We start from the raw sequence: 24,147 nt of genomic DNA on the forward strand, positions 1-24,147 counted from the left end.
CCATGCTGCCACGACGAATTCTCAGTCAAGAAAGGATCCCCCACATTCCGTTCCGAGCCGCAGAATCACCGTGGCGACGCAATGATTCCAGCCTGATCCCCGCGACGATTTCGGCGTGCATCACCAGAGAGTACCCAGCCTGCGAGCAGTCCACCCATCGCCCCGAAAAGATGGCCCTGCCAAGAGATTCCAGGTTGGCCGGGTAATACACCCCACAACACAGACCCGTAGATGGCCAAAACGACCAGTCCGAGCACGATCTGCCCGATGTTGCGCGCGAACCAGCCGCGCGAGATCAGGAACGTCAACCAGCCGAACACCAGGACCGACGCGCCGAGGTGCGTACTGCCCGACGCTCCGGTCAGCCAGGTGCCTACGCCGGCGACGATCCAGATGACCGCGGTGGCGGCCAGACCGCGGCCGATACCGGCCGCCAGCACGAGAAAGCCGAGGACCAGGACCGGCAGGGTGTTGCCGATCAGGTGGGGCCAGCCGTAGTGCAGGACCGGGGCGAACAGGATGCCGGGGAGCCCGTCGGCCGTGCGGGGGTGAATACCGGCGTTGTCGAGTTGGTTGTGGTCGAGGGTGTCGACGCCTTCGATGCCGTACAGCAGCGCCACGAAACCGGCGATCAGAACGCCGGCACGCAGCCACGTCTGTTTGACGGCGGTGAAGTTGTTCGACTTCGCCGGGGCGTTCGCCGTAGTTCGCGGTGCCGGCGCGCCCGGCTTCCCCAATTGGGCACGGATCGCCGCGATCCGATCGGGGTCGAATGACGAACCGATTCCCGAACCGCCGGTCATCGCAGCCTCCTCGTCGAGCAGGAGTAACGACGGTCGCTAATTCATGCGCGAGCCGTCATCCCACTATTCCGAGGGTACCGGGGTAGACAAGGGCGAGCGTCAGGCCCAGAGTTGGCCGTCGAGTCGTTCCTCGGCCTCTTCCAGGGTGCCGTCGTACGCGCCGGTCGACAGGTACTTCCAGCCGCCGTCGGCGACCACGAACGCGATGTCGGCGCGCTTGCCCGCCTTCGCGACCTTGCGGGCGACACCGAGCGCTGCGTGCAGGATCGCGCCGGTCGAGATGCCCGCGAAAATGCCCTCTTCGGAGACCAGCTCGCGAGTGCGTTTGACCGCGTCGAACGGGCCGACCGAGAAACGGGTGGTCAGCACCGACTCGTCGTACAGCTCGGGAATGAAGCCCTCATCGATGTTGCGCAGCCCGTAGACCAGCTCGCCGTAGCGCGGTTCGGCCGCCACGATCTCGATGCTCGGCACCTTCTCGCGCAGAAAACGGCCGGTGCCCATGAGGGTTCCCGTGGTGCCGAGGCCCGCGACGAAATGGGTGATCTCCGGCAGATCGGCCAGGATCTCCGGGCCGGTGGTTTCGTAATGTGCCAGCGCGTTGGCGGGGTTGCCGTACTGGTACAGCATCACCCAGTCCGGATTCTCCGCGGCGATCTGCTTGGCCAGCGCCACCGCCTGATTGGAGCCGCCCGCGGCCGGAGAATCGATGATCCGCGCGCCGAACATGGTCAGCAGCTGACGCCGCTCCACCGAGGTGTTCTCCGGCATCACGCAGACCATCCGGTAGCCCTTGAGCTTGGCGGCCATGGCCAGCGAGATGCCGGTGTTGCCGCTGGTGGGCTCCAGGATCGTGCAGCCGGGCGTCAGCAGGCCGTCCGTCTCAGCTTGCTCGATCATCCGCAACGCAGGCCGGTCCTTGATGGAACCGGTCGGGTTGCGATCCTCCAGCTTGGCCCACAGCCGCACATGGTTCTCGCCGTCCCACTGCGGGGACAGCGTGCGCAGGCCGACCAGCGGGGTGTTGCCGAGGGTCGCGATCAGCGATTCATAACGCGCCACGAGTGGGTCAGCCGCCGGCGACGGCAGGCAGGATGGTCACGCTCGCGTCGGCGGGCACCTCGGCCTCGAGGCCGCCGGAGAAACGCACGTCCTCGTCATCGACGTAGATGTTGACGTAGCGGTTCAGCTTGCCGTCCTTGAGTAGCCGCTCGGCCAGCCCGGGGTGGTTCGCGTCGAGGTCATCGATCAGTGCGCTGAGCGTGGCGCCCTGCGCCTGCACGCGCTTCTCCCCTCCGGTGAGGCCACGCATGATGGTCGGGATGGACACGGTTACCGGCATGAGAACTCCTCGGTTTCACGAACAAGCATCGGTTCAGGCGGTTTCGTACGCGTCGACGATCCGCACCGGCTCCTCGGTGACCTCGCCGTCGACGATCCGGTAGCTGCGCAGCTCGTGCTGCTCGGGGTCGCGGGTGGAGATCAGCACGTAGTGCGCGAACGGCTCGGACGCGTAGGACACATCGGTGCGGCTCGGGTACGCCTCGGTAGCGGTGTGCGAGTGGTAGATCACCACCGGAGTCTCGTCGGCGTCGTCCATCGCGCGCCAGACTTTGAGCTGTTCACCGGAATCGAAACGATAAAAGGTAGGCGAGCGTTCGGCATTGACCATGGCCACGAAGCGCTCCGGACGATCGGAATCCTCAGGACCGGCAATAACGCCACACGCCTCGTCGGGGTGATCGGCGCGCGCGTGCGCCACCATTGCCTCCACGAGGTCGGCCCTGATCACCAGCACGAGTCAAACCTTTCCGCAATGCCGACCTATTGCTGTCGACAACGAGTCAGAATATTCGGCTATTCCCCGAGCGCTTCGGCTGGTCCCGGATTCCCCGCGTTCAGCGGGGAAATAGCGCGCTATACGCAGGGACTTCCCCGACGGACACGGCGGAGAGGATCGCGTCGACGATCGCGCGTTCCACGCAGAGCGCCGCGGCGGTGCCGAGCAGATCGACCATCAGGATGTCCGGCGGGAACGCGGGCGGCAGCGCGAAGCTCGCGGCAGGCGGCTGCCAGGTGCCGGTCGACAGGGCGAAGAACGCGTCACCGTCGAACGGTCCGTGCGCGGGCCGGATCGCGCGGGCGAGTCCGTCGTGGGCGGTCATCGCCAGCCGCTGACAGCCGATCGGGTCCAGCGGCGCGTCCGTGGCCACCACGCCGATGGTCGTGTTGAGCCGCATGCTTTTCGCGGGCAAGGCGTTCGCGCGCGCCAGCTGTTCGGCGGTCGGGGGCCGCAAGCCGAAGTACTCCGGCCCGTCGGTGCCGACGCCCCACGGCAGCCCGGTGCGCGGATCGAAGACCGAGCCCGCCGCGTTCGCCACGACCAGCGCGGACACCGTGGCCCCGGCCGCCAGCCCGTCGCCGAGCACCACGCTCGCGGTGCCGACACCGCCCTTGATCGAACCGGCTCGCGCGCCGACGCCGCCGCCGACCACGCCGCGCGCGAAATCGAGCGACGCGGCGGCCGCGGCCTGATAGCCGAACTCGGCGGTGGGCCGAATGTCCCACGCGCCCAACGGAAGGTCGTAGATCACCGCGCCCGGCACGATCGGGACCACCCGGCTCGGGTTGGTCGGGTCCATCGGGATGCCCTCGCTGTGCTCCTCGAGCCAGCGCATGACGCCGTCGGCGGCCGCGAGGCCGTAGGCGCTGCCGCCGGTGAGCACGATCGCGTTGGCCTGACGCATGGTGCGGGCCAGATCGAGCACGTCGGTTTCCCTGGTGCCCGGCCCACCGCCGCGCACATCCACCGCGGCGGTCGCGCCGCCCGGCGCGTAAATGACGGTGGTCCCGGTCGCCGCGCCGGAGCCGAGCGTCGCGTCCGGGTCGAGCGCGCTGTGATGCCCGACCAAGAGGCCGGATACATCGGTGAGCGAATTACGTTGCCCGGCTTGCACCTGCACAGTTGCTCCTGACGCTCGGTCGCGGCGATATTCGATCTACGCGCGTACAGGTTCTGTTCTACCTGTCTTGTCCGGCCGGCGCGGTCTCGCGACCTCGCCGACACTCCAGCGAACGCGGCACTCAGGGAGCCAGCGCCTGCAGCAACGAGTCCTGCATCCAGGTGAGCCAGTGGTACACGTCGAGGTGCGGTGCGCGCGGGTCGTCCGAGGCGAGATGGTCGGGGGTGTCGGCGTCGATACCGAGCACGGTGCCGAGGGCCAGTCGCACGTCGGTGAGTGCGGTCAGCCAGGCGTCGGCCTGTTCGGGAGTGAGCACGATCTTGCCGCCGGAGGTGGGCACGGTGCTCAGGATGACGCTGCCCGCGGCCAGCTTGGCGTCGATGATCTCCGGCTCGTGCAGCCCGCGCAGCGCGCTGTTCAGGTCGGCGCGGTCGGCGTCGGGGGAACCGGGTTCGCTGCGGTGGAAGTCCGGCAGCAGCCTGCGCAGTCGCGGATCGTCGGGGGCGACGGTGTTGCCGGTGCGCAGCCCGGTCAGCGCGGCCAGTTCGTCTTCGGGCGCGGTGTCGGCTCGTTCGGTGAGTAACCCGGAGACGGCACCGACCAGCGAGCGCAACACATTGGCCTCACGTGCGTCCATCTCGGATCGCAGTTTGAGGCCGCTCAGCGAGTTCTTCCTGCTCCACTTCCGCACGGCGTCAGGGTAGTCGTCTTGGTCAGTCGTCCCGCTGCATGGTCGCCCAGAGTCCCGCGGCGTGTAGTCGCTGGACGTCATGTTCCATTTTGTCCCGCGAACCCGACGACACCACGGCTTTGCCCTCGTTGTGCACGCAGAGCATCAGCTCGGTCGCCTTGGCTTTGCTGTAGCCGAACAGCTTCTGGAAGATGTAGGCGACGTAGTGCATGAGGTTGACCGGGTCGTCCCAGACCACAGTGACCCACGGGCGATCTTCTGCCTCCAAGATCTCGGTGTATTCGACCGCCTCGGGGGTCGCCTGTGCCGCTGACAGTGTCGCGTCCACGGCGTCCACCACGACGCCACCTCGGACTGTGTTGCACAAGGCCATAACGTCAAGGGTACGACTCGACTCCGAATGAGCAACACCCCGCCGAGCCCCGATTCGAGCATTTCCCGACTCGCTGAACGGGCGGCCCCTATGATGCTCCGGCCCGGGCATTCCGCGCTCCGCAAGCGCTATAAACGACCGGTCTGTCTACAGTTGGCAGCGTGGACAACCGCGACGGCGTCACCAGCACCGCACTGCTGACGGACCAGTACGAACTGACCATGCTGGCCGCCGCGCTGGCCGACGAATCCGCGCACCGCCGCTGCACCTTCGAGGTATTCGCGCGCCGCCTGCCGCACGGGCGGCGCTACGGCGTGGTCGCTGGCACCGGTCGACTGCTCGACGCGCTGGAGCGCTTCCAGTTCGGCGCGGCGGAGCTGGCCGTGATCGAGCCGTTCCTGCCCGCCGAGACGGTGGCCTGGCTGCGCGACTACCGCTTCACCGGCGACATCGACGGCTACGCCGAGGGCGAGCTGTATTTCCCCGGCTCCCCCATTCTTTCGGTGCGCGGCAGCTTCGCCGAATGCGTCGTGCTGGAGACGCTGGCCCTGTCGATCCTCAACCACGACAGCGCGATCGCCTCGGCCGCCGCGCGGATGGTGAGCGCGTCGGGCGGGCGGCGGATGATCGAGATGGGGTCGCGGCGCACCCACGAACTCGCCGCGCCGGATAGTTCGCGTGCCGCGTATCTGGCAGGCTTCGACGCCACCTCCAATCTGGAGGCGGTGCGCCGCTACGGAGTGCCGGGCGCGGGTACGAGCGCGCACGCATTCACGCTGCTGCACAGTGGGGCTGACGGCGAGCACGAGGCGGAGGCGTTCCGCAGTCAGGTCGCGGCGCTCGGCATCGGCACCACGCTGCTGGTGGACACCTACGACATCACCCAGGGTGTCGCGACCGCGATCGAGGTGGCGGGTCCCGAATTGGGTGGCGTGCGAATCGATTCCGGCGATCTCGGCGTGCTGGCCAGGCAGGTGCGTGATCAGTTGGACGGGCTCGGTGCGACCAAGACGCGCATCGTAGTGTCCGGCGATCTCGACGAGTACGCCATCGCCGCGTTGCGGGCCGAGCCGGTCGATGTGTACGGCGTCGGCACCTCGCTGGTGACCGGGTCCGGCGCGCCGACCGCGGGGATGGTCTACAAGCTGGTCGAGGTCGACGGGGTGCCGGTCGCCAAGCGCAGCAGTCACAAGGAATCGCGCGGCGGGACCAAGAAGGCGATCCGGCTGTCCAAGGGCACCGGGACGATCGTCGAGGAGATCGTCTATCCGGCGACCGGGCCCGCGCCCGAGGTGAACGGGTTCGAGGCGCGCGAACTGCTCGTCCCGCTGGTGCGCGGCGGCAAGCTCGTCGATGATCTGCCGACGCTGTCGGACAGCCGGGACCACGTGGCGCACGGGCTGATCAGCCTGCCGTGGGAGGGTTTGAAACTGTCTGCCGGTGAGCCCGCCGTGCCGACCACGTTCGTGAGTTGAGCCCGCTGGGCCTGCCGTCGGGCCGAGCGGCACAATGCATTACGGGTACTCAGTTCAACCGCGGGAGGTCAGCATGACCCGGGCCCTGATCATCGTCGATGTCCAGAACGATTTCTGCGAGGGCGGGTCGCTCGCCGTCGCCGGTGGTGCCGCGGTCGCGACCCGAATCAGCGAGCACCTCGCGGCCGCGGACTACGCCGCGATCGTCGCGACCCGCGACTATCACATCGATCCCGGCGATCACTTCTCCACGCATCCCGATTACATCGACTCCTGGCCGCCGCACTGCCGCGTCGGAACTCCGGGCGCGGATTTCCATCCGAACCTGGACACCGCGTCCGTTCAGGAGGTCTTCTCCAAGGGCGCGTATTCGGCCGCCTACTCCGGCTTCGAAGGCACCGCCGAGGACGGCACTACCCTGGCCGACTGGCTGCACAACCACGGCATCGAGGCGGTCGACGTCGTCGGCATCGCCACCGATCATTGCGTCCGCGCCACCGCGTTGGACGCCAGGATCGAGGGCTTCGACACCCGCGTCCTGCTCGACCTGACCGCCGGGGTCGCCCGCGACACCACCGACTCCGCGCTGGACCGCATGCGCGCCGCGGGCGTCGACCTCGAAGGAAGCGTTTCCGGGTAGACCGATCAGCACAACGCCCGCGTCCGGTGTCGGTATCGGGCAGTAGGCTGCTCGCGTGCCCGAACTCCCCGCCGTCCCCGACCTTTTGGCCACTGCCGTGCAGGCGCTCGGCGGGAAAGAACGCGTCGGGCAGGTGACGATGGCGACCGCGGTCGATCACGCGATCGACACCAAGGAGCACCTAGCCGTGCAGGCCGGAACGGGCACCGGCAAGTCGCTCGCCTACCTGGTGCCCAGCCTGCGGCACGCGGTGCGGACCGGGCGCACCGTGGTGGTGTCGACCGCGACCATCGCGCTGCAGCGCCAGCTGGTCGATCGCGATCTGCCGCGGCTGTCCGAGGCGCTGAGCAAGCCGCTCGGGCGCGCGGCGAAGTTCGCGATCCTCAAGGGCCGCAACAACTATCTGTGCCTGAACAAGATCAACAGCGTGATTCCGGAGGAGCCGGAGGCGGAGCTGTTCGACGCGTTCGCCATCTCCCGGCTCGGCCGCGAGGTGCAGCGGCTCAACGAGTGGGTCTCCGACACCGAGACCGGCGACCGGGACGAGATCGTGCCCGGCGTGACCGATCGCGCCTGGAAACAGGTGAGCGTGTCCTCGCGCGAATGCCTCGGCAAGTCGCGCTGCCCGTTCGGTCAGGACTGCTTCGCCGAGAAGGCCCGGGCCGAATCCGCGCAGGCCGACGTGGTGGTGACCAATCACGCGCTGCTGGCGATCGACGCGATCAGCGGCATCCAGGTGCTGCCCGAGCACGACGTGGTCGTCATCGACGAGGCACACGAACTGGTCGACCGGGTCACCGGTGTGGCTACCGCCGATCTGGCCTCGTCCGCGATCAGCGCGGCCGCGCGCCGCTGCGCCAAGCTCATCGACGAAAAAGAGGTGGATCGCCTCGAGGGCGCCGCCGAGGCCTGGCACGACGTGCTGGAAGAACTGCCCGCCGCGCGCTGGGAACGGCTGCCCGACGGCGTCGCCCCGGTGCTCGCGCTGGTCCGCGACGCCGCGTGGAACGCGCGCACCGCGCTCGCGCCGCAGGGCGGCACCACCCAGCAGGGTGACGTCGAGACCGCCGCCGCGCGCACCCAGGCACTGGCCGCGATCGACGAGATCCACGACAGCGCGGTGCGCGCGCTCACCGCGTTCGACGAACCGGATCCGGCGAAACGCCACGACGTCATCTGGCTGTCCGCCGAGGAGATGCGCGGCGTCGCCCGGCGCTCGCTGCGGATGGCGCCGCTGTCGGTCGGCGGGCTGTTGCGCAGCAGGCTGTTCGGCACCGCGACGGTGGTGCTCACCTCGGCGACGCTGCAGATCGGCGGCTCGTTCGACGGACTCGCGATCACCTGGGGACTGCCCGCGCAATCGTCGAACCAGGCCGATCCCGGCATGGCCAACGGCGCCCAGGCGCCCAGCGACGCCGACAAGGTGCGCTGGAGTTCGCTCGACGTCGGCTCGCCGTTCGACCACGCCAAGTCCGGCATCCTCTACGTCGCCAAGCACCTGCCCGCGCCGGGCCGCGACGGGCTCGCCCCCGCCTACCTGGACGAGATCGAGAAGCTCATCACGGCCGCGGGCGGTCGCACGCTCGGGCTGTTCTCCTCGATGCGCGCGGCCAAGGCGGCGACCGAGGCGTTGCGCGAACGGCTGGACACACCGGTGCTGTGCCAGGGCGACGATTCGACCGGCGCGCTGGTCCGCAAGTTCGCCGACGATCCGGAGACCTCGCTGTTCGGCACGCTGTCGCTGTGGCAGGGCGTCGACGTGCCCGGCCCGTCGCTCAGCCTGGTGATCCTGGATCGAATTCCGTTCCCTCGACCCGACGATCCGCTGCTCACCGCCCGGCAGCGCGCGGTCGAGTCGCGCGGCGGCAACGGGTTCATGGCGATCGCGGCCAACCACGCTGCATTGCTGCTCGCCCAGGGCACCGGCCGATTGCTGCGCAGCGTCGACGACCGCGGCGTCGTCGCGATTCTCGATTCCCGGCTGGCCACCGCCCGCTACGGCGGCTACCTGCGCGCGTCGCTGCCGCCGTACTGGGAGACGTCCGACCCGGAGGTCGTGGTGAAAGCGCTGAAACGACTCACCGAAAACGCAGTGTGAAACAGGCCACATTAGCCTGCGCATACTTCCGAACAGAAGTAAATTAAGGGTGGTACTTCGGTGAACCCCAATTCCCTCACCGAATGTATCGGCGGTCCCCGCGCCAAGCCCTGCACGCGGCGCGGGGACACCACAAATTCTCCCCACATGTCCGGTCCGCGCATGAGACCGTTTCCAGATGAAGCACCCTTCCGACAGTGACGTCCTAGGCGAATTTCTGGTCAGCGCAAGATCATTGGCCGAGTATCGCGCAATATTCACCCTTACCGACGCCGATCTGCACGGCCGAATTCTCGATTGCCCAGGCGGCGCAGCGAGTTTCACGGCCGAGGCGAATGCACTCGGCGCCGATATCACCGCCACCGATCCGATCTACGCCCGCCCACCCGATGAGCTGCGCAGTCTCGCACTCAGCGAGACCGATCGCGGAAGCGACTGGGCCACGGCACATTCGGAAAGATACCGGTGGGACTGGTACGGCGGCCCGCGCCAGCACCACGCGATGCGCCACGCCGCCGCCCGCCGATTCGGCGCCGACCTCACCGCGCATCCCGAACGCTACGTCGCCGCCGAACTGCCGTCGCTCCCCTTCCCTGACGACAGCTTCGACCTGGTCCTCAGCTCCCACCTGCTGTTCACCTACGCCGACCGGCTGACCGCCGACTTCCACCTCGAGGCCCTGCTGGAGCTGGCCCGGGTCTGCGCGGGCGAGATCCGCGCCTATCCCCTGGTCGACCACGTCGGTAATCATCAGGACGAACTGGTCGCATATCTCCGAAAGGAACTCGAAGACAAAGGAATTCGCACCGGACTCCGCGAGATCAGCTACGAATTCCATCACGGGGCGAATACCGTGCTCGTGCTGCGTCCCTGATTATCGGCGCTGAAACGCTTTCCATCCACAGCGGCGTCGGCTCCGAACACCTATTGACGTCCCGCACCGACGGTACGGGTCGAGCGCGCTGATCCGAGGTTGATCCCTGATCTGGCCGAGTCTCCCTGGCCTGCTGTGCCAGTGCCGAACGTGGCAAGACCACCAGCTCGAACCCCATCAACCTTGGAGAACACGCATGCGCGCCGCACGGTCCACGTTTGCTTTCGCTGCTTCATGCGCCATAGTGCTGGCTCCGGCCGGCCTGGCCATTCCCGCCCATGCCGCCCCCATCGCTGCCCCGTCGACCATCGCCGCGTTGCTGCAGCAAGCACAGCTGCGCGCGCACAGTGCCGCGGCACGGGCCGTTGCCATCGAGACCGCCCAAACGGCGGGCAGCGACGGCCAGTTCATCCCCGCTAGTGGATGTCACCGGCCCGGATATCCGGTCCCACCCCACACCGACTGCCCGACGCCGCAAGGCGCCGCCGCAGCCGAGCGGTTCGCCGAAGACGCCGACAAAGCGACAACTCCCGCCGCCGCCGCGAAGAGCGCCGCCGCGGCGGCCAGTGCGGTGATCGAGGCTCTCGGCACCTGGAAGCCGGGCACCGACCTCGGCCCCTCGGTTCGTGCCGCCGCAGCGACCGCCGCGAAGGCGGCCACCGGCGGCGACGTTCAGCTGTCCAACGCCGCGACAACCGCGGAAAACACCGCAGCCCGCACCAGCCTGCAAACTCTGGGCGCCCCCGCTATTGGCAAGATCGCCACGGTCAGTCTGTAACCGAGCCGAATCCGGCTGGTATGCCCCGCCATAGCGCCAGCTGTGGTCGGGGCTACCAGCTGTGTGCCACCGCGCGGTAGGTGGTTTCGATGAGTGTGTGCAGCTGACGCTGGATTTCCTCAACCGGGCCCGGAGTGAGGGTGAACTCGTCATTGCCCTGGTTGTGCAGCAGGTAGCGGCCGTCGGCGGGCAGGTAATCCATCCAGTGGAAGCCGCGACCGTCGCTGGTCGGCCTGCTGTCGATCGCGCCGCCGGCGAAAACGCCGACCTCGCCGAGCCCGGAGCGCGGGCGGCGGACGATGCGATTGAGTTGCTCGGTGTGCGAAAGGCGCGTCGGGTGCTGGGCGTATTCGACCCGGTTCACATCCGAGCGGCGGCCGCTGATCGTCGGATATCTGCCGCCGCCGCATTTCGGCAATTGCGCGGCGATCTGCGCGGGTAAAGCCTGCGGCGGGCAGCGGCTGAGCAGGATATCGCGGCCGTATTCCTGTGTCGGACCGGGCAATTGGACCGCCATGGTCGCGGCCCGGCCGGTCATTCCGGCATGCACACGCACCACCTGATTGAAATCGCGACCGAAGAAACCGTGCACCTCGACCCGAACTTGCGGTTCCAGCAACACATTCAGCGCATTGAACAAGTCAGGCGACGCAAAACTCGACAGCTGCTTCGCGGCATTCGCGCGCAACCGCTGATAATCCTCGTACGCTTCGACGCCTTCGATGGTGTAGCGCAACGGATAGGGCAAACGGTCACGACCGAGCGCCTCCAGCGCCAACTCGAACATCAAACCGTCCAGGCGCCAGCGGGATTCGTTCATCCGCCGATGACCCCGCCCGGCGGCAGCGCGGGCGGCTGCGTACCCAGCAACTCCGAACCATGGTCATAGATGAGATAGTCCGGGATCTTGTGCTCGCTATCCTCGTCACCCTTGCCGCGTCCAGCGCCCGCACCCATGCCTGGGGCGCCGGAGGTGCCAGGTTTGCCGGATCCGGCCGCACGGGCGGCGGTTGTTGCCGCTGGGGCGGAGGGGGTTCCCGCCTTGCCGGGGATGCTCTTTCCAGGTGACGGGGTGGAGCTCGGGGTACCCGGGGCGCGCGAAGGTGACCCGGGGAACGTCGTAGACGGAGTGTTCGAAGGAGTCGACGGCGTCGATGGAGTCTTCGATTTCGTCGGATCGTCAATGGTGGGTGTGCTCGCCGGCGTGGTCGAGGCCGGTGTCGTGTTGGTCGACTTCTTATCCGTCGAGTCGCTCGGATCCGTGCTCGCAGGCTGAGTCGACGGGTCGACGGTGCTGTCCTGCTTCTTCGAGTCGTCCGTGGACTTCTGGTCCGTGGGGTTCGGCGAGCCCGTCGGGTTGTTGCTGTTCGGGCCACCCGTCTGACTCGGCCCCGGGGTGTAGCCAGGGTCATTCGGCTTGTTCTTGTCCACTGTGCTGGTGGGCTCGGGAAGGATCGGCGTGATGCCGTCGACCTCGTTCACGCCGGGACGGTAGTTCTGGATCATGGCAAACCGCGCGTCGCTCTCCGCTTCCTGCGCGCGGTAAGTAGGACCCTTGATGATGTTCTGCCCAGGCAGCGAATCGAGGATCTTGTCACCGAACGTGTAGTTGTCCGGCTCGCCGACGGAGCCCTTGGCCTGAGATAAGTGCCCTTCGATCAGATCCAGGCCGTGGCCAACCATTTGAAATGTGGCCGCCAGCTTCGAAAAAGTGGTCGAGAACTCCCGGGTAGCATCGATCGCGCTCTGCCCCGATTTACCGTTCCAATGGTCGGTGATGGATTGCTGGACACCGTTGGCGAACTCGCCGACCGCGGTCCTCGCGTCGTCGGACAACCTGCGCCAGCCATCGGCCTTGGCGTTAATCGCGTACGACCGCACGCCTTGCAGCGCATCGTAAATCGCTTGATGGGACATGGTCTCGAACGGATCCTGCGCCTTGATAGCACGGCTGTCGAACTTGTCGGTGCCGTACTCCGACAGCAAGCTCGACCACTCGTTGTTTACGTACCCACGATCCTGGTCCCACTTCGCCTTTTCATCGGAGGCCCGCTGCTGGTCGTTCCGCTTGTTCTGGTCAGCCTCGTGCCGCGAGCTGATCACACTTCCCGCGCCAGGCCCCAGCGCGACGTTGCCGATCGCTGCAACCCAGTCGTTCATGGACAGCCCCATCACGAATCCCCCATGTTCAGCTGAGCAAGTCTGTCCGCAGCGGACTGATCCGACTCGGTCAGCTTGCCGATGGCGAGCTTGTAGGTGTCGCGCATAAGGGTGGCGACCTCAACGCTCTGTTGGAGTCTCTTAACCGCAGAATCGTTGCCTTTGTCTGCCTTGAGTGCGAACTTGGCCCGCAAATCCTCCGCCGAACTCAGGGTTCCGAAACCGGCAAGATGTTGGAGGTCTCCGGCGGTGTCGACCATCCTCTGTACGGCGCTACGCATCCGCTCAGCATGGTCCGAGAGCTGCTTACCGATTTCCTCGTCGAGGCGGAACTCACCGCCCTCGGCTTGTTTCTTCAGTGTCTGCCAACGGGTCACCATTGCCTGCATTTGGGCTTCCTCGCCCGGAACAGATTCCGACATCGCTCTCCTTCCAGCTACTTCGGCAGATACGGCTCGAGTTGCTTCGCGTGCTCGACAGCAAGTTCGCAAACATCGCGTGTTACCGGATCCCCATAGCGCCACCCGACAGTCACTTCGAACATGCCTTGCGCCGCAGGCAGACTGGCGTAGCACCGCAGGTTGCCTTCGTCGGATTTGTCCTTGTATGTCAGCCCCGAGCGGGGACCAATTTTCACGTCACGCAGCCCAGTAAGCGAATCGTTCTTGCGCGCATCGTCCTGGGTGGAGGTCGTCGATGACACGGTGACGAAGTACGGGCCCTGAGTTGAGTCCCACTTGCAGATACGGGCGGAGACACCGCCCCTTGCCGCATCTGTGACGGTATATTTCGTTGCCGGATCTACGTGAATTGCGCGCAACGCCTCGTCCGACAGGTCCGTGCACGGGTTGAACTGGACCGTCTGCTCACCGCTGGTCGGCGTCCCACTCACCACCCCCTGTGGGTTCCCGTCCTTCGTCGGCGAGCACCCCGCGACCAGCCCGGCCACTGCGATCCCGGCCAGCACCGTCCGCACTACGACCTTCGGCGCCACGATCGCGGTTCGCATATCTCTCCTGACTTCGGCCCAGACACCCCGACACAGGATAAGACGCACGTGATCTCCCCCTGGTTCCACTCCAAAATAGAGCAATCCAACTGGATCGTTCCAGTCCGGGCGACGATTTGCCGCGCGTCGCCCCACCGACAGCAGCTATTTCGGCAGGTAGGGCTCCAACTCCCGGGCATGCCGGACGGCAAGATCGCACGGAGGTGACTGTAGAAGCGAAGCGCGGCTGCTGTACCTCCACCCGACAGTCACTTCGAACGTGCCCTCCGCCCAAGGCAGATTCGTATAGCAACGCAGTTTGTCCTGGTCGGATTTATCCGCGTAAACGAGCCCAGGCCGCTGGCCGACCCGCACCTCACGAAGGCCGGTCAGACGGTCGTTTTTGCGAGCGTCGTCTTGTGTATAGATCAAAGACGAGACGCTGACGAAGTACGGGCCTTCGGTCGAAGTCCACTGGCAAATCCGGGCGCTGACCGGCCCCGACGGCGCATCTGTGGTAACGCTCTTCGAGGCAGGGTCCACCTTGGTCGCCCGCATTGCCTGGTCCGACAGTTCAGTACACGGGTTGAATTGAACCGTCTTCTCGCCACTGTCCGAGCCGACTCTCTGCCGCTGCGGGATCCCGTCCACAGTCGACGAACATCCCGTGATCAGCCCTGCTAACGCAATCCCGCCCGCCACCATCCGCACAGCAAGTCCCGTCGGTGCCATCACGGCGGCCCGCATATCTCTCCTGCCCTTCAGTCCAAACACCCCGACACAGGACAAGACGCACAAGACCTCCCCCTGGTTCCGCTCCAATCTAGATCTAGCCAATTGGATCGTTCCAGATCACCCTCGCACCGCCACCGCATCCACCTCGAACAACATCCCCGGCAACGCAAGCGAGGCAACACCATTCAACGTCTGCACCGGCGGACGTTCACCCCAGATCTCCGCGATCTTCCTGCCGATAACCGAAAGCTTGTCGAGGTTGTGGTCGACGATAAAAGTGCGCAACTGCGCGACATCCGCATAGTCCAAACCCACTGAGCGCAAAGCGATCCCGAGATTCGCGAAGGCATTGTTCACCTGAACCGCGAAATCGTCGCTGGTCGTATGCCCCTCGGCATCCGAGTCGTACTGTCCCGCGATGAGCACCAGCTCACCACTGACCCGCGCGACATGGCTGTATCCAAATCCCGTGGGATCGTGCAGTTCCGCAGGATTGCTGATCTCGATGCCCATCATCGTCTCCTCAGTTCGTTGGTTCTTCCGCTCAACAAGGAGAAGACGACACAGCATCCCCGGCTGTGACATGACGCGGCGCGGCGACCCGGATGGGTTACCGCGCCGGAGTCGAGTAGGTCAGAGGACCCATTTGAAGATGAGGGTGACCACCGCGGCGACCACGCCGAGCACGACCATTGCCGCGCCGACCACGAATCCCTGTCGCTGCCACGGTCGCCCGTGGTCCAGCGAGAAACGGCCGGCACCGGTGAAGGCGAAGCCGGTGCCGACGACGGCGAAGAGCAGCGGGGTCTCCCAGCCGCCTTGGCCGAACAGCCCCGGTCCCCACGTCGTGTTGATCGCGTTGATCATGGTGCCGAGCACGATGGCACCGGCGAGCGGGGTGAGCAGGCCGAGCGCGAGGAGTGCGCCGCCGGCGATTTCGCTCAGACCGGCCAAGGTGCCGAAGAATTTGCCGGGGTTGTAGCCCATGCCGTCGAACATGGCGGCATTGGCGTCCCAGCCGAAGCCCCAGAACCAGCCGAAGAGTTTCTGGGTGCCGTGTGCGACGAGTAATGCGCCGAAGACGACGCGGATGATCAGGAGTCCGATGTCGGCGGAAACGCCGTCGAGTTCAGTGGTGGTGGTGGCGCGATCGAGCACAGATTTCGTAGTCATGTGATCCTCGTCCCTGCAAGTCAGATTCCAAAAAGCTGGTCAATGGCCTCGACGATGAAGCGGACTGCGGTCCGATTCTCACACAAGGCGGCCTAACTCTCCAAGACCCGGTCTTGTTCTGATCTACGTTCGCACCCCCTGCAGGGTTCATTCCGCCAGGAAAAAGAAGTACCCGAGGAATATCACCAGCAGGGCCCACATTGCGGGATGTACGTCCTTGATCCGGCCTTTCGCGACCATGACGATCGGATAGAACAGCATTCCCATGGCCAGACCGTTCGCGATCGAGTACGTCAGCGGCATCATCACGATGGTGATGAAGGCGGGCACCGAATACTCGAGCCGATTCCAGTCGATCTCGCCGAGCGAACGCGACATCAACACGCCGACCACGATCAGCGCGGGCGCGGTCACCTCGCCGGAACCCGCGATGACGGCGAAGATCGGGTAGCAGAACATGGCGACGAGGAACCAGCCCGCGGTGGTGACGGCGGTCAACCCGGTGCGCCCGCCCGCGGACACACCCGCGGTGGATTCGACGTAGGCGGTGGTGGTGGAGGTGCCGATCACCGCACCCGCCATGGTGCCGACGGAATCGGCGGCCAGCGCGCTCGCGGCACGCGGCAGTTTGCCGTCCTTGTCGAGCAGCCCGGCCTGGTTGGCGACGCCGATCAGGGTGCCGGAGGCGTCGAAGAAATCGACAAAGAGCATGGTCAGGATGACAACGGCCATCTGCCCGGTGAACGCGTCGGGCAGATGGATGACCGCCTGACCGAAGGTGTGCTCGAGTCCCTTCGGCGCCGCGACCACACCGTTGGGCAGATCGACGAGCCCGCTGACGATGCCGACGCCCGCAGTCAGCACGATCCCGTACAGCACCGCACCGTGCCAGCCGATGACGAGGAAGACCACAGTCACCACGAGCCCGAACAGTGCGAGCAGGGTAGTGCCCTTGGTGAAATCGCCCAGCGTGACCAAGGTGGCGTCGCTGTTCACCACGATGCCCGCGTTCTTCAACCCGAGGAACGCCACGAACAACCCGATGCCCGCGCCGACTGCGAGCTTCATCTGCATCGGAATCGCGTTGAGGATCCGCTCGCGCACCTTGGTGACCGCGAGCAGGAAGAAGATGATCCCGGACAGCAGGGTCCCGGAGAGCGCGACCTGCCACGGAATGCCCATGCCGAGCACCACCGAATAGGCGAAGAACGCGTTGAGCCCCATGCCGGGCGCGAGCGCGATCGGATATTTGGCCCACAGCCCCATCACCAGCGTGCCGAACACCGCGGCGACGGCGGTCGCGGTGAACACCGCCTGCATGGGAATGCCCTTGGCGCCCAACGCACCTTCGTCGCCGAGCACCGACGGGTTCACGGCGAGGACGTAGGACATGGCGAGGAACGTCACCGTGCCCGCCATCAGTTCGCGTTTCATGGTCGAACCAGTCGCGCTGATGCCGAAGAACGCGTCGATGCGACCTCGGGGCTCGGTCGGTACGGCGGTGGCCATGGGCGGTCTCCAGTCAGGGAGTGGTACGGGCGTGCCCAGGCACGTTAGCCGACGATTCACTGAATCGGAGAATTCGACCGACCGACGGCCGCGCCGAACCGTCCACTACCCGAAAGGGCTGGTGCGGCCGTTTCAGGCGTTGGGTGCGGCGACCAATCCGAGCTCGGCGTCACCGGCGAGCAACTCACTGTGCGGGAGCACCCGCACCGTGTAGCCGACGGCGCCGGACAGCGGGACGGGCGTGTCGACGGTGAACAGCTCGACGCCGGAATCGGATCCGGTGTGTGTCATCGCGATGGTGGTGACGTCGGAGAGGTCGTCGGCGGTCGACACCCGACCGAGCACCGCCTGCACGACGACGTCGGCGACCTGCAGGCCACCCAGGTCGATGCGCGCGGTCAGCGACAGGCTGGCCCCGATGATCGGCGTGTCCGGCAGGCCCGCGCTGTCCACCTGGATCACCTTCACCGACGGCCAGGCTGCTTCGACGCGGCGGCGATAGTCGGCGATGGTGCGGGCGACAACGAACTCGTCGGCGGTCGCCCGCTGGTAGGCGTTGGCGGCGGGTGCGTAGTACTCGACGGCGTAGTCGCGGACCATCCGCGAGGCGAGCACCTTCGGGCCGAGGGTCTGCAAGGTGTGGCGCACCATCTCGACCCAGCGCACCGGCATGCCGGCGTTGTCGCGGTCATAGAAGCGGGGTGCGACGGTGCGCTCGAACAGGTCGTAGAGCGCGTTGGCCTCGAGGTCGTCGCGGCGGTGTTCGTCGGTGACGCCGTCGGCGGTCGGGATGGCCCAGCCGTTCTCGCCGTCGAACATCTCGTCCCACCAGCCGTCCCGGATGGACAGGTTGAGGCCGCCGTTGAGCGCGGACTTCATGCCGGAGGTGCCGCACGCCTCGAGCGGGCGCAGCGGATTGTTCAGCCAGACGTCGCAGCCCCAGTACAGGTAGCGGGCCATCGACATGTCGTAGTCGGGCAGGAAGACGATGCGGTGGCGCACGTCGGGATCGTCGGCGAAGCGGACCACCTGCTGGATGAGCGCCTTGCCGCCGTCGTCGGCCGGGTGGCTCTTGCCCGCGACCACCAGCTGCATCGGCCGGTCGGGGTCGAGCAGCCTGGCGCGCAACCGTTCCGGGTCGCGCAGCATCAGGGTGAGTCGCTTGTAGGTCGGCACGCGGCGGGCGAAACCGACGGTCAGCACGTCCGGGTCGAAAACGCTGTCCACCCAGCCCAATTCGGCTTCCGCCGCGCCACGGTCCAGCCAGGACGCCCGCACTCGACGACGCACCTCGGCAACCAGGATGGCGCGCAACGCATTCCGCGTCGACCACAGTTCGCCGAGATCGACGTCACGCAGTCGCTCCCAGCCGCGCGCCTCTTCGACGAGCTCGGCGCCGATGTGCTTGCGCGCCTTGTCGAACCATTCGCGGGCGGCCCAGGTCGGCGCGTGCACACCGTTGGTGACCGAGCCGATCGGCACCTCGGCCGCATCGAAGCCGGGCCACAGCGGGGCGAACATCTCGCGGCTGACCTCGCCGTGCAGTTTCGATACACCGTTGGCGCGCTGGGCAAGCCGCAGGCCCATGTGTGCCATGTTGAAGACAGACGGATCGGCCTCGCGGCCCAGGGCCAGGATCCGATCGACGGAAAGCCCTGGGAGCATGGCGGATTCGGACTCACCGTGCGCGCCACCGAAGTAGCGGCGCACCATCGGCATCGGGAAGCGGTCGATACCGGCGGGGACCGGGGTGTGCGTGGTGAACACCGTGCCGGCCCGCACCGCCGCCAGCGCCGTGTCGAAATCCTTTCCGGTGGAGACGAATTCGCGGATGCGCTCGACGCCGAGGAAACCGGCGTGGCCTTCGTTCATGTGGAACACATCAGGGTCGGGCAGTCCGGTCGCGTTGGTGTAGGCGCGCACCGCGCGCACGCCGCCGATACCGGCCAGGATCTCCTGCCGGATCCGGTGCTCCTGATCGCCGCCGTAGAGCCGGTCGGTGACGGCGCGCAATTCCGGATCGTTCTCCGCGATATCGGAATCCAGCAACAACAGCGGCACCCGTCCGACCTGCGCGATCCACACTCGTGCCCGCAGCACCCGCTGATCCGGCATCGCCACGTGAATCAGCACCGGCGCCGTCTCCGAGCCGCCGTTGTCCGAGGTGAGCAGCCGCAGCGGCAGGCCCTGCGGATCCAGGTCCGGGTAATGCTCGGTCTGCCAGCCGTCCGCCGACAGCGTCTGCCTGAAATAGCCGGAGCGATACAGCAATCCGACGCCGATCAACGGCAGCCCCAGATCGGAAGCGGCCTTCAGATGATCGCCCGCCAGAATCCCGAGCCCACCCGAATAGTTGGGCAGCACCTCGGTAACCCCGAACTCCATGGAGAAGTAGGCGATCCCGCGCACGCCCTCCTCCCCCGCGCGCCGCTCGAACCAACTCGGCGCCGCCAGATACTCCCGCAGATCCGCCGCCGCGGCATCCACCCGCCGCACATACTCCGGATCCGCCGCCAGCTCATCCACCCGCGCGGCAGGCACCTCCCCGAGCATCCGCACCGGGTCGTGCCCCATCTCCAACCACCGCTGCGGATCCATCTCCGCAAACAAATCCTGGGTAGCCGGATGCCACGACCACCGCAGATTCGTAGCGAGCTCGCCGAGCGCGGCCAGCCGCTCAGGCAGATGGGCACGGACGGTGAATCGACGCAATGCCTTCACCCGCCGAACCCTACCGAACCTCGCGCATTCCGGCCGCCCCGGCGGTGCGGCTCACAACGACCGCGGCGGTAGTGCGCGGACGATAATCGGCAGGACAATCGACCTACCTGCGTTCTACGCTTCTCGAACGGCGACGACCACGTTCCGCCCGACCCCCGACGATGAACGGATCATCAACCGCGTCCGCCGCGTCGGCGAGAGCACCACCGACGTCGTCCGTCGCGCTCTGCGACTACTCGATCGCGAGGAATGGATGGCGCAGGCCCGCATCGATTGGCTGGCGCTGCGCGATGAGGATCTCAACGCAGAGCCCGACGCATGGTGACTCTGACCCGCGGCGCGGTCCACCATGTCCATCTCGGCGACACTGGGTCGGCACCTCGGGATCGGTTGATCGACAACGCAATTCGCCCTAATTTCGCCTAGAGCGTCCCTCAGCGGCGAAACGCCCTCAGACTGGCGGTCCGGTCGTTCGCGGAGCCGAGGTCGGGATGGCCCCCCGCCTTCAAGGTGCCCAGAGCTGACCCGACGCACGACGGATGCTCGTACAGAACCACCTCATATCCCTTCGGCACGATAATGCTGGAGACGTCGTCCATCAGCACATCAGAAACGTCGACACAGTTGGTGGGTTTATCGAACGACTCCGAATCACCCGCGAAGTTGCTATCCGCGAACAACACGACGATGGCGCTGGCCGCGTTCGCGGGACCGGTCGGCAGGATGAGCGGCGCTATGGTCGCCGCAGCGGCGATCAGGATACGTTTCACATCGAGTATTCGGTCCCACCCGCTATGTGGATCGGTGGTAATTCAGTGGGATGAACCCCGATGTTGCGGCGGCATGGCTACCGATCGGCGTAGCAACGGCGTTGGCAGGCTCGCCGTCCACGAACACGAGCGTCAGAGGTCGGCGGTCCAGATGTCTGCCGGGTGCTCGTCCGGTTTCAGCCACAGCTGCGGTTGGCTTCCTCGGTTGCGTGCCTGCTCCTCCCAGTGGAAGTGGTGGTCCGCGTCGGGCCACGCCACTTGGAGGACGGGGAACGGGTGCTTCCGATAGAAGCCGATGGCTCGGCCGAAGTGGGGGCGGTACCAGGTCGGGTCGATGGATCGGAGGGTGACCGGGCGGCCCTCGATGACGTCGTCATCCCGCTGCCCGTCTGCCAGCACGGAGCCGACTCTACGATGCGCGCCGAGACCCCGGCTAACCCTATTTCCGTGGCGAATCAGCCGCGCACAGCGGCCACGCACTCGTCATAGCGGTCGATGATGTCGCCCTTGCCGCCATTGTCGACCCAGGTCATCGATCTCGTCGTCTCCGGCGGCACCGGTATTCACGCCCACCCCTGACGCGCACTCGGCTCCGGCCGGGCAGGGACGTCGTCCCACCCACCGTGGATGGTGCCACCGTATTTGCGCCCCCAAATGCGGTGGCACGAACGACGATCGACGTGCCAGCATCGACGGATGCCGCACTGGGTCGCCGTTCTCCCTCAATTCCTGCTGGCCTCGTTGATCCTGGCCGCGCTACCCGGGCCCGCCACGGCCCTGTTCCTGCAGCGTTCGGTCCGTGACGGACGCAGTGCGGGGCTGGCCGCGGTCGCCGGGGGCGAGATCGGCATGCTCGCCTGGAATATCGCCGGTGGCGCGGGACTGTCCGTCCTGCTCGCCGCCAACCATGTTTTGAATGCCGCGATGCATATCGTCGGCGCGCTGGTGCTGATCTGGCTCGGCGTGCAGGCGTGGCGCGGCTCGCGCGGCGATGACGAGTTCGGCAGCACCATGACGAAGATGCTGCCGTCGGGCCGGACGCCCGGTGCGGCGTTCCGTGCGTCGCTGGTGTCGATCGCCGCGAATCCGAAGGCGGCGGTGTTCGGGTTGACGATCCTGCCACAGTTTCTGCCGTCCAGCGGACCGGTGCTGCCCACGGTCATCGCGCTCATCGTGATCCAGCTGGTCGTCGACACCGCGTGGTGTGTCGGCCTGGTGCTCGTCGCCGACCGCGCGGGCTCCTGGCTGCGGCGAACCGGTATCCGGCAGCGGATCGAACGCGCACTCGGGGCGATCCTGGTCGCGCTCGGCCTCGGTCTCGCGGTCGACGCCCGCTGACGGTCGTTCCAGCGCTGATCCCGTGCATCGGCCCCGCTGACGGTAGGTTGGTCCCGTGACCGGCCGCATCGCAATCGATGACACTGCCCCGTCCATCGCAGGCGGTCGGCCCGCCAAGGCCGTCGTCGGGGAGGTTTTCCCGGTGCGCACCGTGGTGTGGCGGGAGGGGCACGACGCCGTCGCGGCGACGCTGACCGTGCGCGGCCCCAACTCCGCGCGCCCGATCCGGATCCGGATGACCCCCGATCTCGAGCCGGACGTCTTCAACGCCACCTTCACCCCGAACCTGCCCGGCGCCTGGACCTACCGGATCGAGGGCTGGAGCGATCCGATCGCGACCTGGCGCTCGGCGGTGGAGGCGAAGCTCGCGGTCGGGCAGAACGCCGCGGACCTGGACAACGACCTCGAGATCGGGGCCAGGCTGTTCGACCGGGCCGCGCAGGCGGTGCCGAAGAAGCAGTTCGAGCGGTTGCGCGCCGCGGCCGCCGCCTTGCGCAGCGACGAGCAGTTGCCCGCCAGGGTGGCACCGGCGTTCGCCGAGGAGATCACCGAGATCCTGCGCGCGACACCGTTGCGCGACATGGTGACTCGCGGCCCGCAGCACACCGTGCTGGTGGAACGGCAGCGCGCGCTGTACGGGTCCTGGTACGAGTTCTTCCCCCGCTCGACCGGCGGCCGGGACAAGGCGGGCAAGCCGATCCACGGCACCTTCGCCACCGCGGCAAAGGAATTGCCGCGCATCGCGGGCATGGGCTTCGACGTGGTCTACCTGCCGCCGATTCATCCGGTCGGCGCGGTGAATCGCAAGGGCCGCAACAACACCCTCGTCGCCGAGCCGGGCGATGTCGGGTCGCCGTGGGCGATCGGCTCGAAGGACGGCGGACACGACGCCGTGCACCCGCTGCTCGGCACCGCCGAGGACTTCACCGAATTCGTCGACACCGCAGCGCAACTCGGCCTCGAGGTGGCGCTCGATCTGGCGCTGCAGTGCGCGCCCGACCATCCGTGGGTCGCCACCCATCCGGAGTGGTTCACCACCCTGCCCGACGGCACCATCGCCTTCGCGGAGAACCCGCCGAAGAAGTACCAGGACATCTACCCGGTCAACTTCGACAACGATCCGGACGGCCTGTACGCCGAGGTGCTGCGCGTGGTCCGGCATTGGATCGCGTTGGGCGTCAAGATCTTCCGGGTCGACAACCCGCACACCAAGCCCGCCGATTTCTGGGAGTGGTTGATCGCCACGGTGCGCCGCACCGACCCGGACGTGCTGTTCCTGTCCGAGGCGTTCACCCGCCCGGCCCGGCTGTACGGTCTCGCGCGCCGCGGCTTCAGCCAGTCCTACACGTATTTCACCTGGCGAGTGGCGAAGTGGGAGCTCACCCAGTTCGGCGAGGAACTGGCGGCCAAGGCGGACGAGGCCAGACCCAACCTGTTCGTCAACACCCCCGACATCCTGCACGAGAGCCTGCAGCACGGCGGACCAGGCATGTTCGCCATCCGCGCGGTGCTCGCCGCAACCCTCGGACCCAGTTGGGGCGTGTACTCTGGTTTCGAGCTGTTCGAGCATCAGGCGGTGCGGCCGGGCAGCGAGGAGTACCTGGATTCGGAGAAGTACGAGCTGCGCCCGCGCCCGTTCGCCGAGGCGCTGGCGCGCGGCGAGTCGTTGGAGCCGTGGATCACTCGGCTCAACGAGATCCGCCGCGCGCACCCCGCGCTGCAACAGTTGCGCTGCATCCACTTTCACCACGTCGACAACGACTCGCTGATCGCCTACTCGAAGGTCGACCCGAGCAGCGGCGACGCGGTGCTCGTGGTGGTGAACCTGAACCCGTTCGCCGCCGAATGGGGCATGGTCTCGCTCGACCTGCCCGCCATCGGCCGCGAATGGCACGACCACCCGGTGGTGATCGACGAGGTCAGCGGCGAGGAATACCACTGGACCCAAACGAATTACGTGCGGCTGGACCCGTCGACGTCGGTCGCGCACATCCTCACACTGCCTCCGGTCGCGCAACAGGCGCGCACCGAACTCGCCTATCGGAGCACACTGTGAGA

General features: G+C 66.8%; 26 protein-coding genes. 8 read left to right on the top strand and 18 right to left on the bottom strand.

The genetic code is table 11. The annotated features are described in order from the left end of the window. Positions 1-65: 65 nt before the first annotated feature. The 7 genes from ACIBK2_RS42890 to clpS all read right to left on the bottom strand — a co-directional run bounded on the left by ACIBK2_RS42890 (position 66) and on the right by clpS (position 4,830). Entirely contained in the window at positions 66-803 is a 738-nt protein-coding gene (locus ACIBK2_RS42890; RefSeq protein ID WP_396976496.1) for a rhomboid family intramembrane serine protease, read from the bottom strand. 99 nt (positions 804-902) lie between these two features. Beyond that, complete coding sequence (locus ACIBK2_RS42895; RefSeq protein ID WP_396976498.1) at positions 903-1,865, bottom strand: PLP-dependent cysteine synthase family protein; 963 nt, start codon at positions 1,863-1,865, stop codon at positions 903-905. A 7-nt stretch (positions 1,866-1,872) separates the two neighbouring features. Continuing rightward, positions 1,873-2,145, bottom strand: coding sequence for a MoaD/ThiS family protein (locus ACIBK2_RS42900; protein ID WP_379289581.1), 273 nt, complete (start codon positions 2,143-2,145; stop codon positions 1,873-1,875). A 33-nt stretch (positions 2,146-2,178) separates the two neighbouring features. Next, a complete protein-coding gene (locus ACIBK2_RS42905; protein ID WP_396976501.1) occupies positions 2,179-2,601 on the bottom strand; it encodes a Mov34/MPN/PAD-1 family protein in 423 nt (140 codons plus the stop codon). 100 nt (positions 2,602-2,701) lie between these two features. Further along, positions 2,702-3,766, bottom strand: a complete 1,065-nt coding sequence (locus tag ACIBK2_RS42910; RefSeq protein WP_396976503.1) for a P1 family peptidase — start codon at positions 3,764-3,766, stop codon at positions 2,702-2,704. A 121-nt stretch (positions 3,767-3,887) separates the two neighbouring features. After that, entirely contained in the window at positions 3,888-4,457 is a 570-nt protein-coding gene (locus ACIBK2_RS42915; protein WP_396976505.1) for a DUF2017 domain-containing protein, read from the bottom strand. 22 nt (positions 4,458-4,479) lie between these two features. Then, positions 4,480-4,830, bottom strand: coding sequence for an ATP-dependent Clp protease adapter ClpS (clpS, locus tag ACIBK2_RS42920; RefSeq protein WP_357390609.1), 351 nt, complete (start codon positions 4,828-4,830; stop codon positions 4,480-4,482). A gap of 221 nt (positions 4,831-5,051) precedes the next feature. Here clpS and ACIBK2_RS42925 point away from each other — a divergent pair, with 221 nt between their 5' ends. From ACIBK2_RS42925 to ACIBK2_RS42945, 5 genes are all read left to right on the top strand, one after another. After that, entirely contained in the window at positions 5,052-6,305 is a 1,254-nt protein-coding gene (locus ACIBK2_RS42925; protein WP_396976572.1) for a nicotinate phosphoribosyltransferase, read from the top strand. Positions 6,306-6,378: 73 nt separating this feature from the next. Beyond that, complete coding sequence (locus ACIBK2_RS42930) at positions 6,379-6,945, top strand: isochorismatase family protein (protein WP_396976508.1); 567 nt, start codon at positions 6,379-6,381, stop codon at positions 6,943-6,945. A gap of 55 nt (positions 6,946-7,000) precedes the next feature. Continuing rightward, positions 7,001-9,043 carry an ATP-dependent DNA helicase gene (locus ACIBK2_RS42935; protein WP_396976510.1) on the top strand — a complete coding sequence of 681 codons (2,043 nt, stop codon included), beginning with the start codon at positions 7,001-7,003 and terminating at the stop codon, positions 9,041-9,043. Between the two features lie 178 nt (positions 9,044-9,221). Then, positions 9,222-9,917 (top strand): methyltransferase domain-containing protein, encoded by a 696-nt coding sequence (locus ACIBK2_RS42940; RefSeq protein ID WP_396976512.1) that lies wholly within the window; start codon positions 9,222-9,224, stop codon positions 9,915-9,917. Between the two features lie 244 nt (positions 9,918-10,161). Then, the gene (locus tag ACIBK2_RS42945; protein ID WP_396976514.1) at positions 10,162-10,695 is read left to right on the top strand and encodes a hypothetical protein; all 534 of its coding nucleotides are present in this window, start codon (positions 10,162-10,164) and stop codon (positions 10,693-10,695) included. A 52-nt stretch (positions 10,696-10,747) separates the two neighbouring features. Here the strand turns inward: ACIBK2_RS42945 and ACIBK2_RS42950 are convergent, their stop codons facing one another. From ACIBK2_RS42950 to glgP, 9 genes are all read right to left on the bottom strand, one after another. After that, entirely contained in the window at positions 10,748-11,515 is a 768-nt protein-coding gene (locus ACIBK2_RS42950; RefSeq protein WP_396976516.1) for an ESX secretion-associated protein EspG, read from the bottom strand. After that, entirely contained in the window at positions 11,512-12,855 is a 1,344-nt protein-coding gene (locus ACIBK2_RS42955; protein WP_396976518.1) for a hypothetical protein, read from the bottom strand. The genes ACIBK2_RS42950 and ACIBK2_RS42955 overlap by 4 nt, the downstream gene beginning before the upstream one ends. Before the next feature lie 11 nt (positions 12,856-12,866). After that, positions 12,867-13,277: a hypothetical protein gene (locus ACIBK2_RS42960; protein WP_396976520.1), complete on the bottom strand. Its 411-nt coding sequence runs from the start codon at positions 13,275-13,277 to the stop codon at positions 12,867-12,869. A 14-nt stretch (positions 13,278-13,291) separates the two neighbouring features. Beyond that, positions 13,292-13,912: a DUF3558 domain-containing protein gene (locus ACIBK2_RS42965; protein ID WP_396976522.1), complete on the bottom strand. Its 621-nt coding sequence runs from the start codon at positions 13,910-13,912 to the stop codon at positions 13,292-13,294. 96 nt (positions 13,913-14,008) lie between these two features. After that, a complete protein-coding gene (locus ACIBK2_RS42970; protein WP_396976524.1) occupies positions 14,009-14,590 on the bottom strand; it encodes a DUF3558 domain-containing protein in 582 nt (193 codons plus the stop codon). A 105-nt stretch (positions 14,591-14,695) separates the two neighbouring features. Next, on the bottom strand, positions 14,696-15,091 hold the full coding sequence (locus ACIBK2_RS42975) for a RidA family protein (protein ID WP_396976526.1): 396 nt from the start codon (positions 15,089-15,091) through the stop codon (positions 14,696-14,698). Positions 15,092-15,211: 120 nt separating this feature from the next. Further along, a complete protein-coding gene (locus ACIBK2_RS42980) occupies positions 15,212-15,751 on the bottom strand; it encodes a DoxX family protein (RefSeq protein WP_396976528.1) in 540 nt (179 codons plus the stop codon). 147 nt (positions 15,752-15,898) lie between these two features. Continuing rightward, on the bottom strand, positions 15,899-17,224 hold the full coding sequence (locus ACIBK2_RS42985) for an NCS2 family permease (RefSeq protein WP_396976574.1): 1,326 nt from the start codon (positions 17,222-17,224) through the stop codon (positions 15,899-15,901). Positions 17,225-17,392: 168 nt separating this feature from the next. After that, positions 17,393-19,981 (bottom strand): alpha-glucan family phosphorylase, encoded by a 2,589-nt coding sequence (gene glgP, locus ACIBK2_RS42990; RefSeq protein WP_396976530.1) that lies wholly within the window; start codon positions 19,979-19,981, stop codon positions 17,393-17,395. On the opposite strand from glgP, the gene ACIBK2_RS42995 reads away from it, so the two are divergent. Beyond that, positions 19,959-20,306 (top strand): hypothetical protein, encoded by a 348-nt coding sequence (locus ACIBK2_RS42995; RefSeq protein ID WP_396976532.1) that lies wholly within the window; start codon positions 19,959-19,961, stop codon positions 20,304-20,306. The two genes, glgP and ACIBK2_RS42995, sit on opposite strands and share 23 nt — an antisense overlap. Before the next feature lie 109 nt (positions 20,307-20,415). Here the strand turns inward: ACIBK2_RS42995 and ACIBK2_RS43000 are convergent, their stop codons facing one another. Continuing rightward, the gene (locus ACIBK2_RS43000) at positions 20,416-20,751 is read right to left on the bottom strand and encodes a hypothetical protein (protein ID WP_396976534.1); all 336 of its coding nucleotides are present in this window, start codon (positions 20,749-20,751) and stop codon (positions 20,416-20,418) included. Positions 20,752-20,883: 132 nt separating this feature from the next. Beyond that, positions 20,884-21,231 carry a DUF4262 domain-containing protein gene (locus ACIBK2_RS43005; protein WP_396976536.1) on the bottom strand — a complete coding sequence of 116 codons (348 nt, stop codon included), beginning with the start codon at positions 21,229-21,231 and terminating at the stop codon, positions 20,884-20,886. A gap of 216 nt (positions 21,232-21,447) precedes the next feature. On the opposite strand from ACIBK2_RS43005, the gene ACIBK2_RS43010 reads away from it, so the two are divergent. Both ACIBK2_RS43010 and ACIBK2_RS43015 read left to right on the top strand, forming a co-directional pair. Continuing rightward, on the top strand, positions 21,448-22,089 hold the full coding sequence (locus ACIBK2_RS43010; protein ID WP_396976538.1) for a LysE family translocator: 642 nt from the start codon (positions 21,448-21,450) through the stop codon (positions 22,087-22,089). 55 nt (positions 22,090-22,144) lie between these two features. Then, the gene (locus ACIBK2_RS43015; protein ID WP_396976540.1) at positions 22,145-24,145 is read left to right on the top strand and encodes a maltotransferase domain-containing protein; all 2,001 of its coding nucleotides are present in this window, start codon (positions 22,145-22,147) and stop codon (positions 24,143-24,145) included. Positions 24,146-24,147: the final 2 nt, after the last annotated feature.

Origin of the sequence: Nocardia sp. NPDC050175, assembly GCF_044459885.1 — a bacterium.
Taxonomy (GTDB): Bacteria; Actinomycetota; Actinomycetes; order Mycobacteriales; family Mycobacteriaceae; genus Nocardia.

Bases quoted from the DNA above. Each gene is read 5' to 3' on its own strand.
- ACIBK2_RS42980 (WP_396976528.1), bottom strand. From the start codon at position 15,751: ATGACTACGAAATCTGTGCTCGATCGCGCCACCACCACCACTGAACTC.
- clpS (WP_357390609.1), bottom strand. From the start codon at position 4,830: ATGGCCTTGTGCAACACAGTCCGAGGTGGCGTCGTGGTGGACGCCGTG.
- ACIBK2_RS42900 (WP_379289581.1), bottom strand. From the start codon at position 2,145: ATGCCGGTAACCGTGTCCATCCCGACCATCATGCGTGGCCTCACCGGA.
- ACIBK2_RS42975 (WP_396976526.1), bottom strand. From the start codon at position 15,091: ATGGGCATCGAGATCAGCAATCCTGCGGAACTGCACGATCCCACGGGA.
- ACIBK2_RS42955 (WP_396976518.1), bottom strand. From the start codon at position 12,855: ATGAACGACTGGGTTGCAGCGATCGGCAACGTCGCGCTGGGGCCTGGC.
- ACIBK2_RS42930 (WP_396976508.1), top strand. From the start codon at position 6,379: ATGACCCGGGCCCTGATCATCGTCGATGTCCAGAACGATTTCTGCGAG.
- ACIBK2_RS42970 (WP_396976524.1), bottom strand. From the start codon at position 14,590: ATGCGGGCCGCCGTGATGGCACCGACGGGACTTGCTGTGCGGATGGTG.
- ACIBK2_RS43010 (WP_396976538.1), top strand. From the start codon at position 21,448: ATGCCGCACTGGGTCGCCGTTCTCCCTCAATTCCTGCTGGCCTCGTTG.
- ACIBK2_RS42925 (WP_396976572.1), top strand. From the start codon at position 5,052: ATGCTGGCCGCCGCGCTGGCCGACGAATCCGCGCACCGCCGCTGCACC.
- ACIBK2_RS42890 (WP_396976496.1), bottom strand. From the start codon at position 803: ATGACCGGCGGTTCGGGAATCGGTTCGTCATTCGACCCCGATCGGATC.
- ACIBK2_RS42940 (WP_396976512.1), top strand. From the start codon at position 9,222: ATGAAGCACCCTTCCGACAGTGACGTCCTAGGCGAATTTCTGGTCAGC.
- ACIBK2_RS42950 (WP_396976516.1), bottom strand. From the start codon at position 11,515: ATGAACGAATCCCGCTGGCGCCTGGACGGTTTGATGTTCGAGTTGGCG.
- ACIBK2_RS42960 (WP_396976520.1), bottom strand. From the start codon at position 13,277: ATGTCGGAATCTGTTCCGGGCGAGGAAGCCCAAATGCAGGCAATGGTG.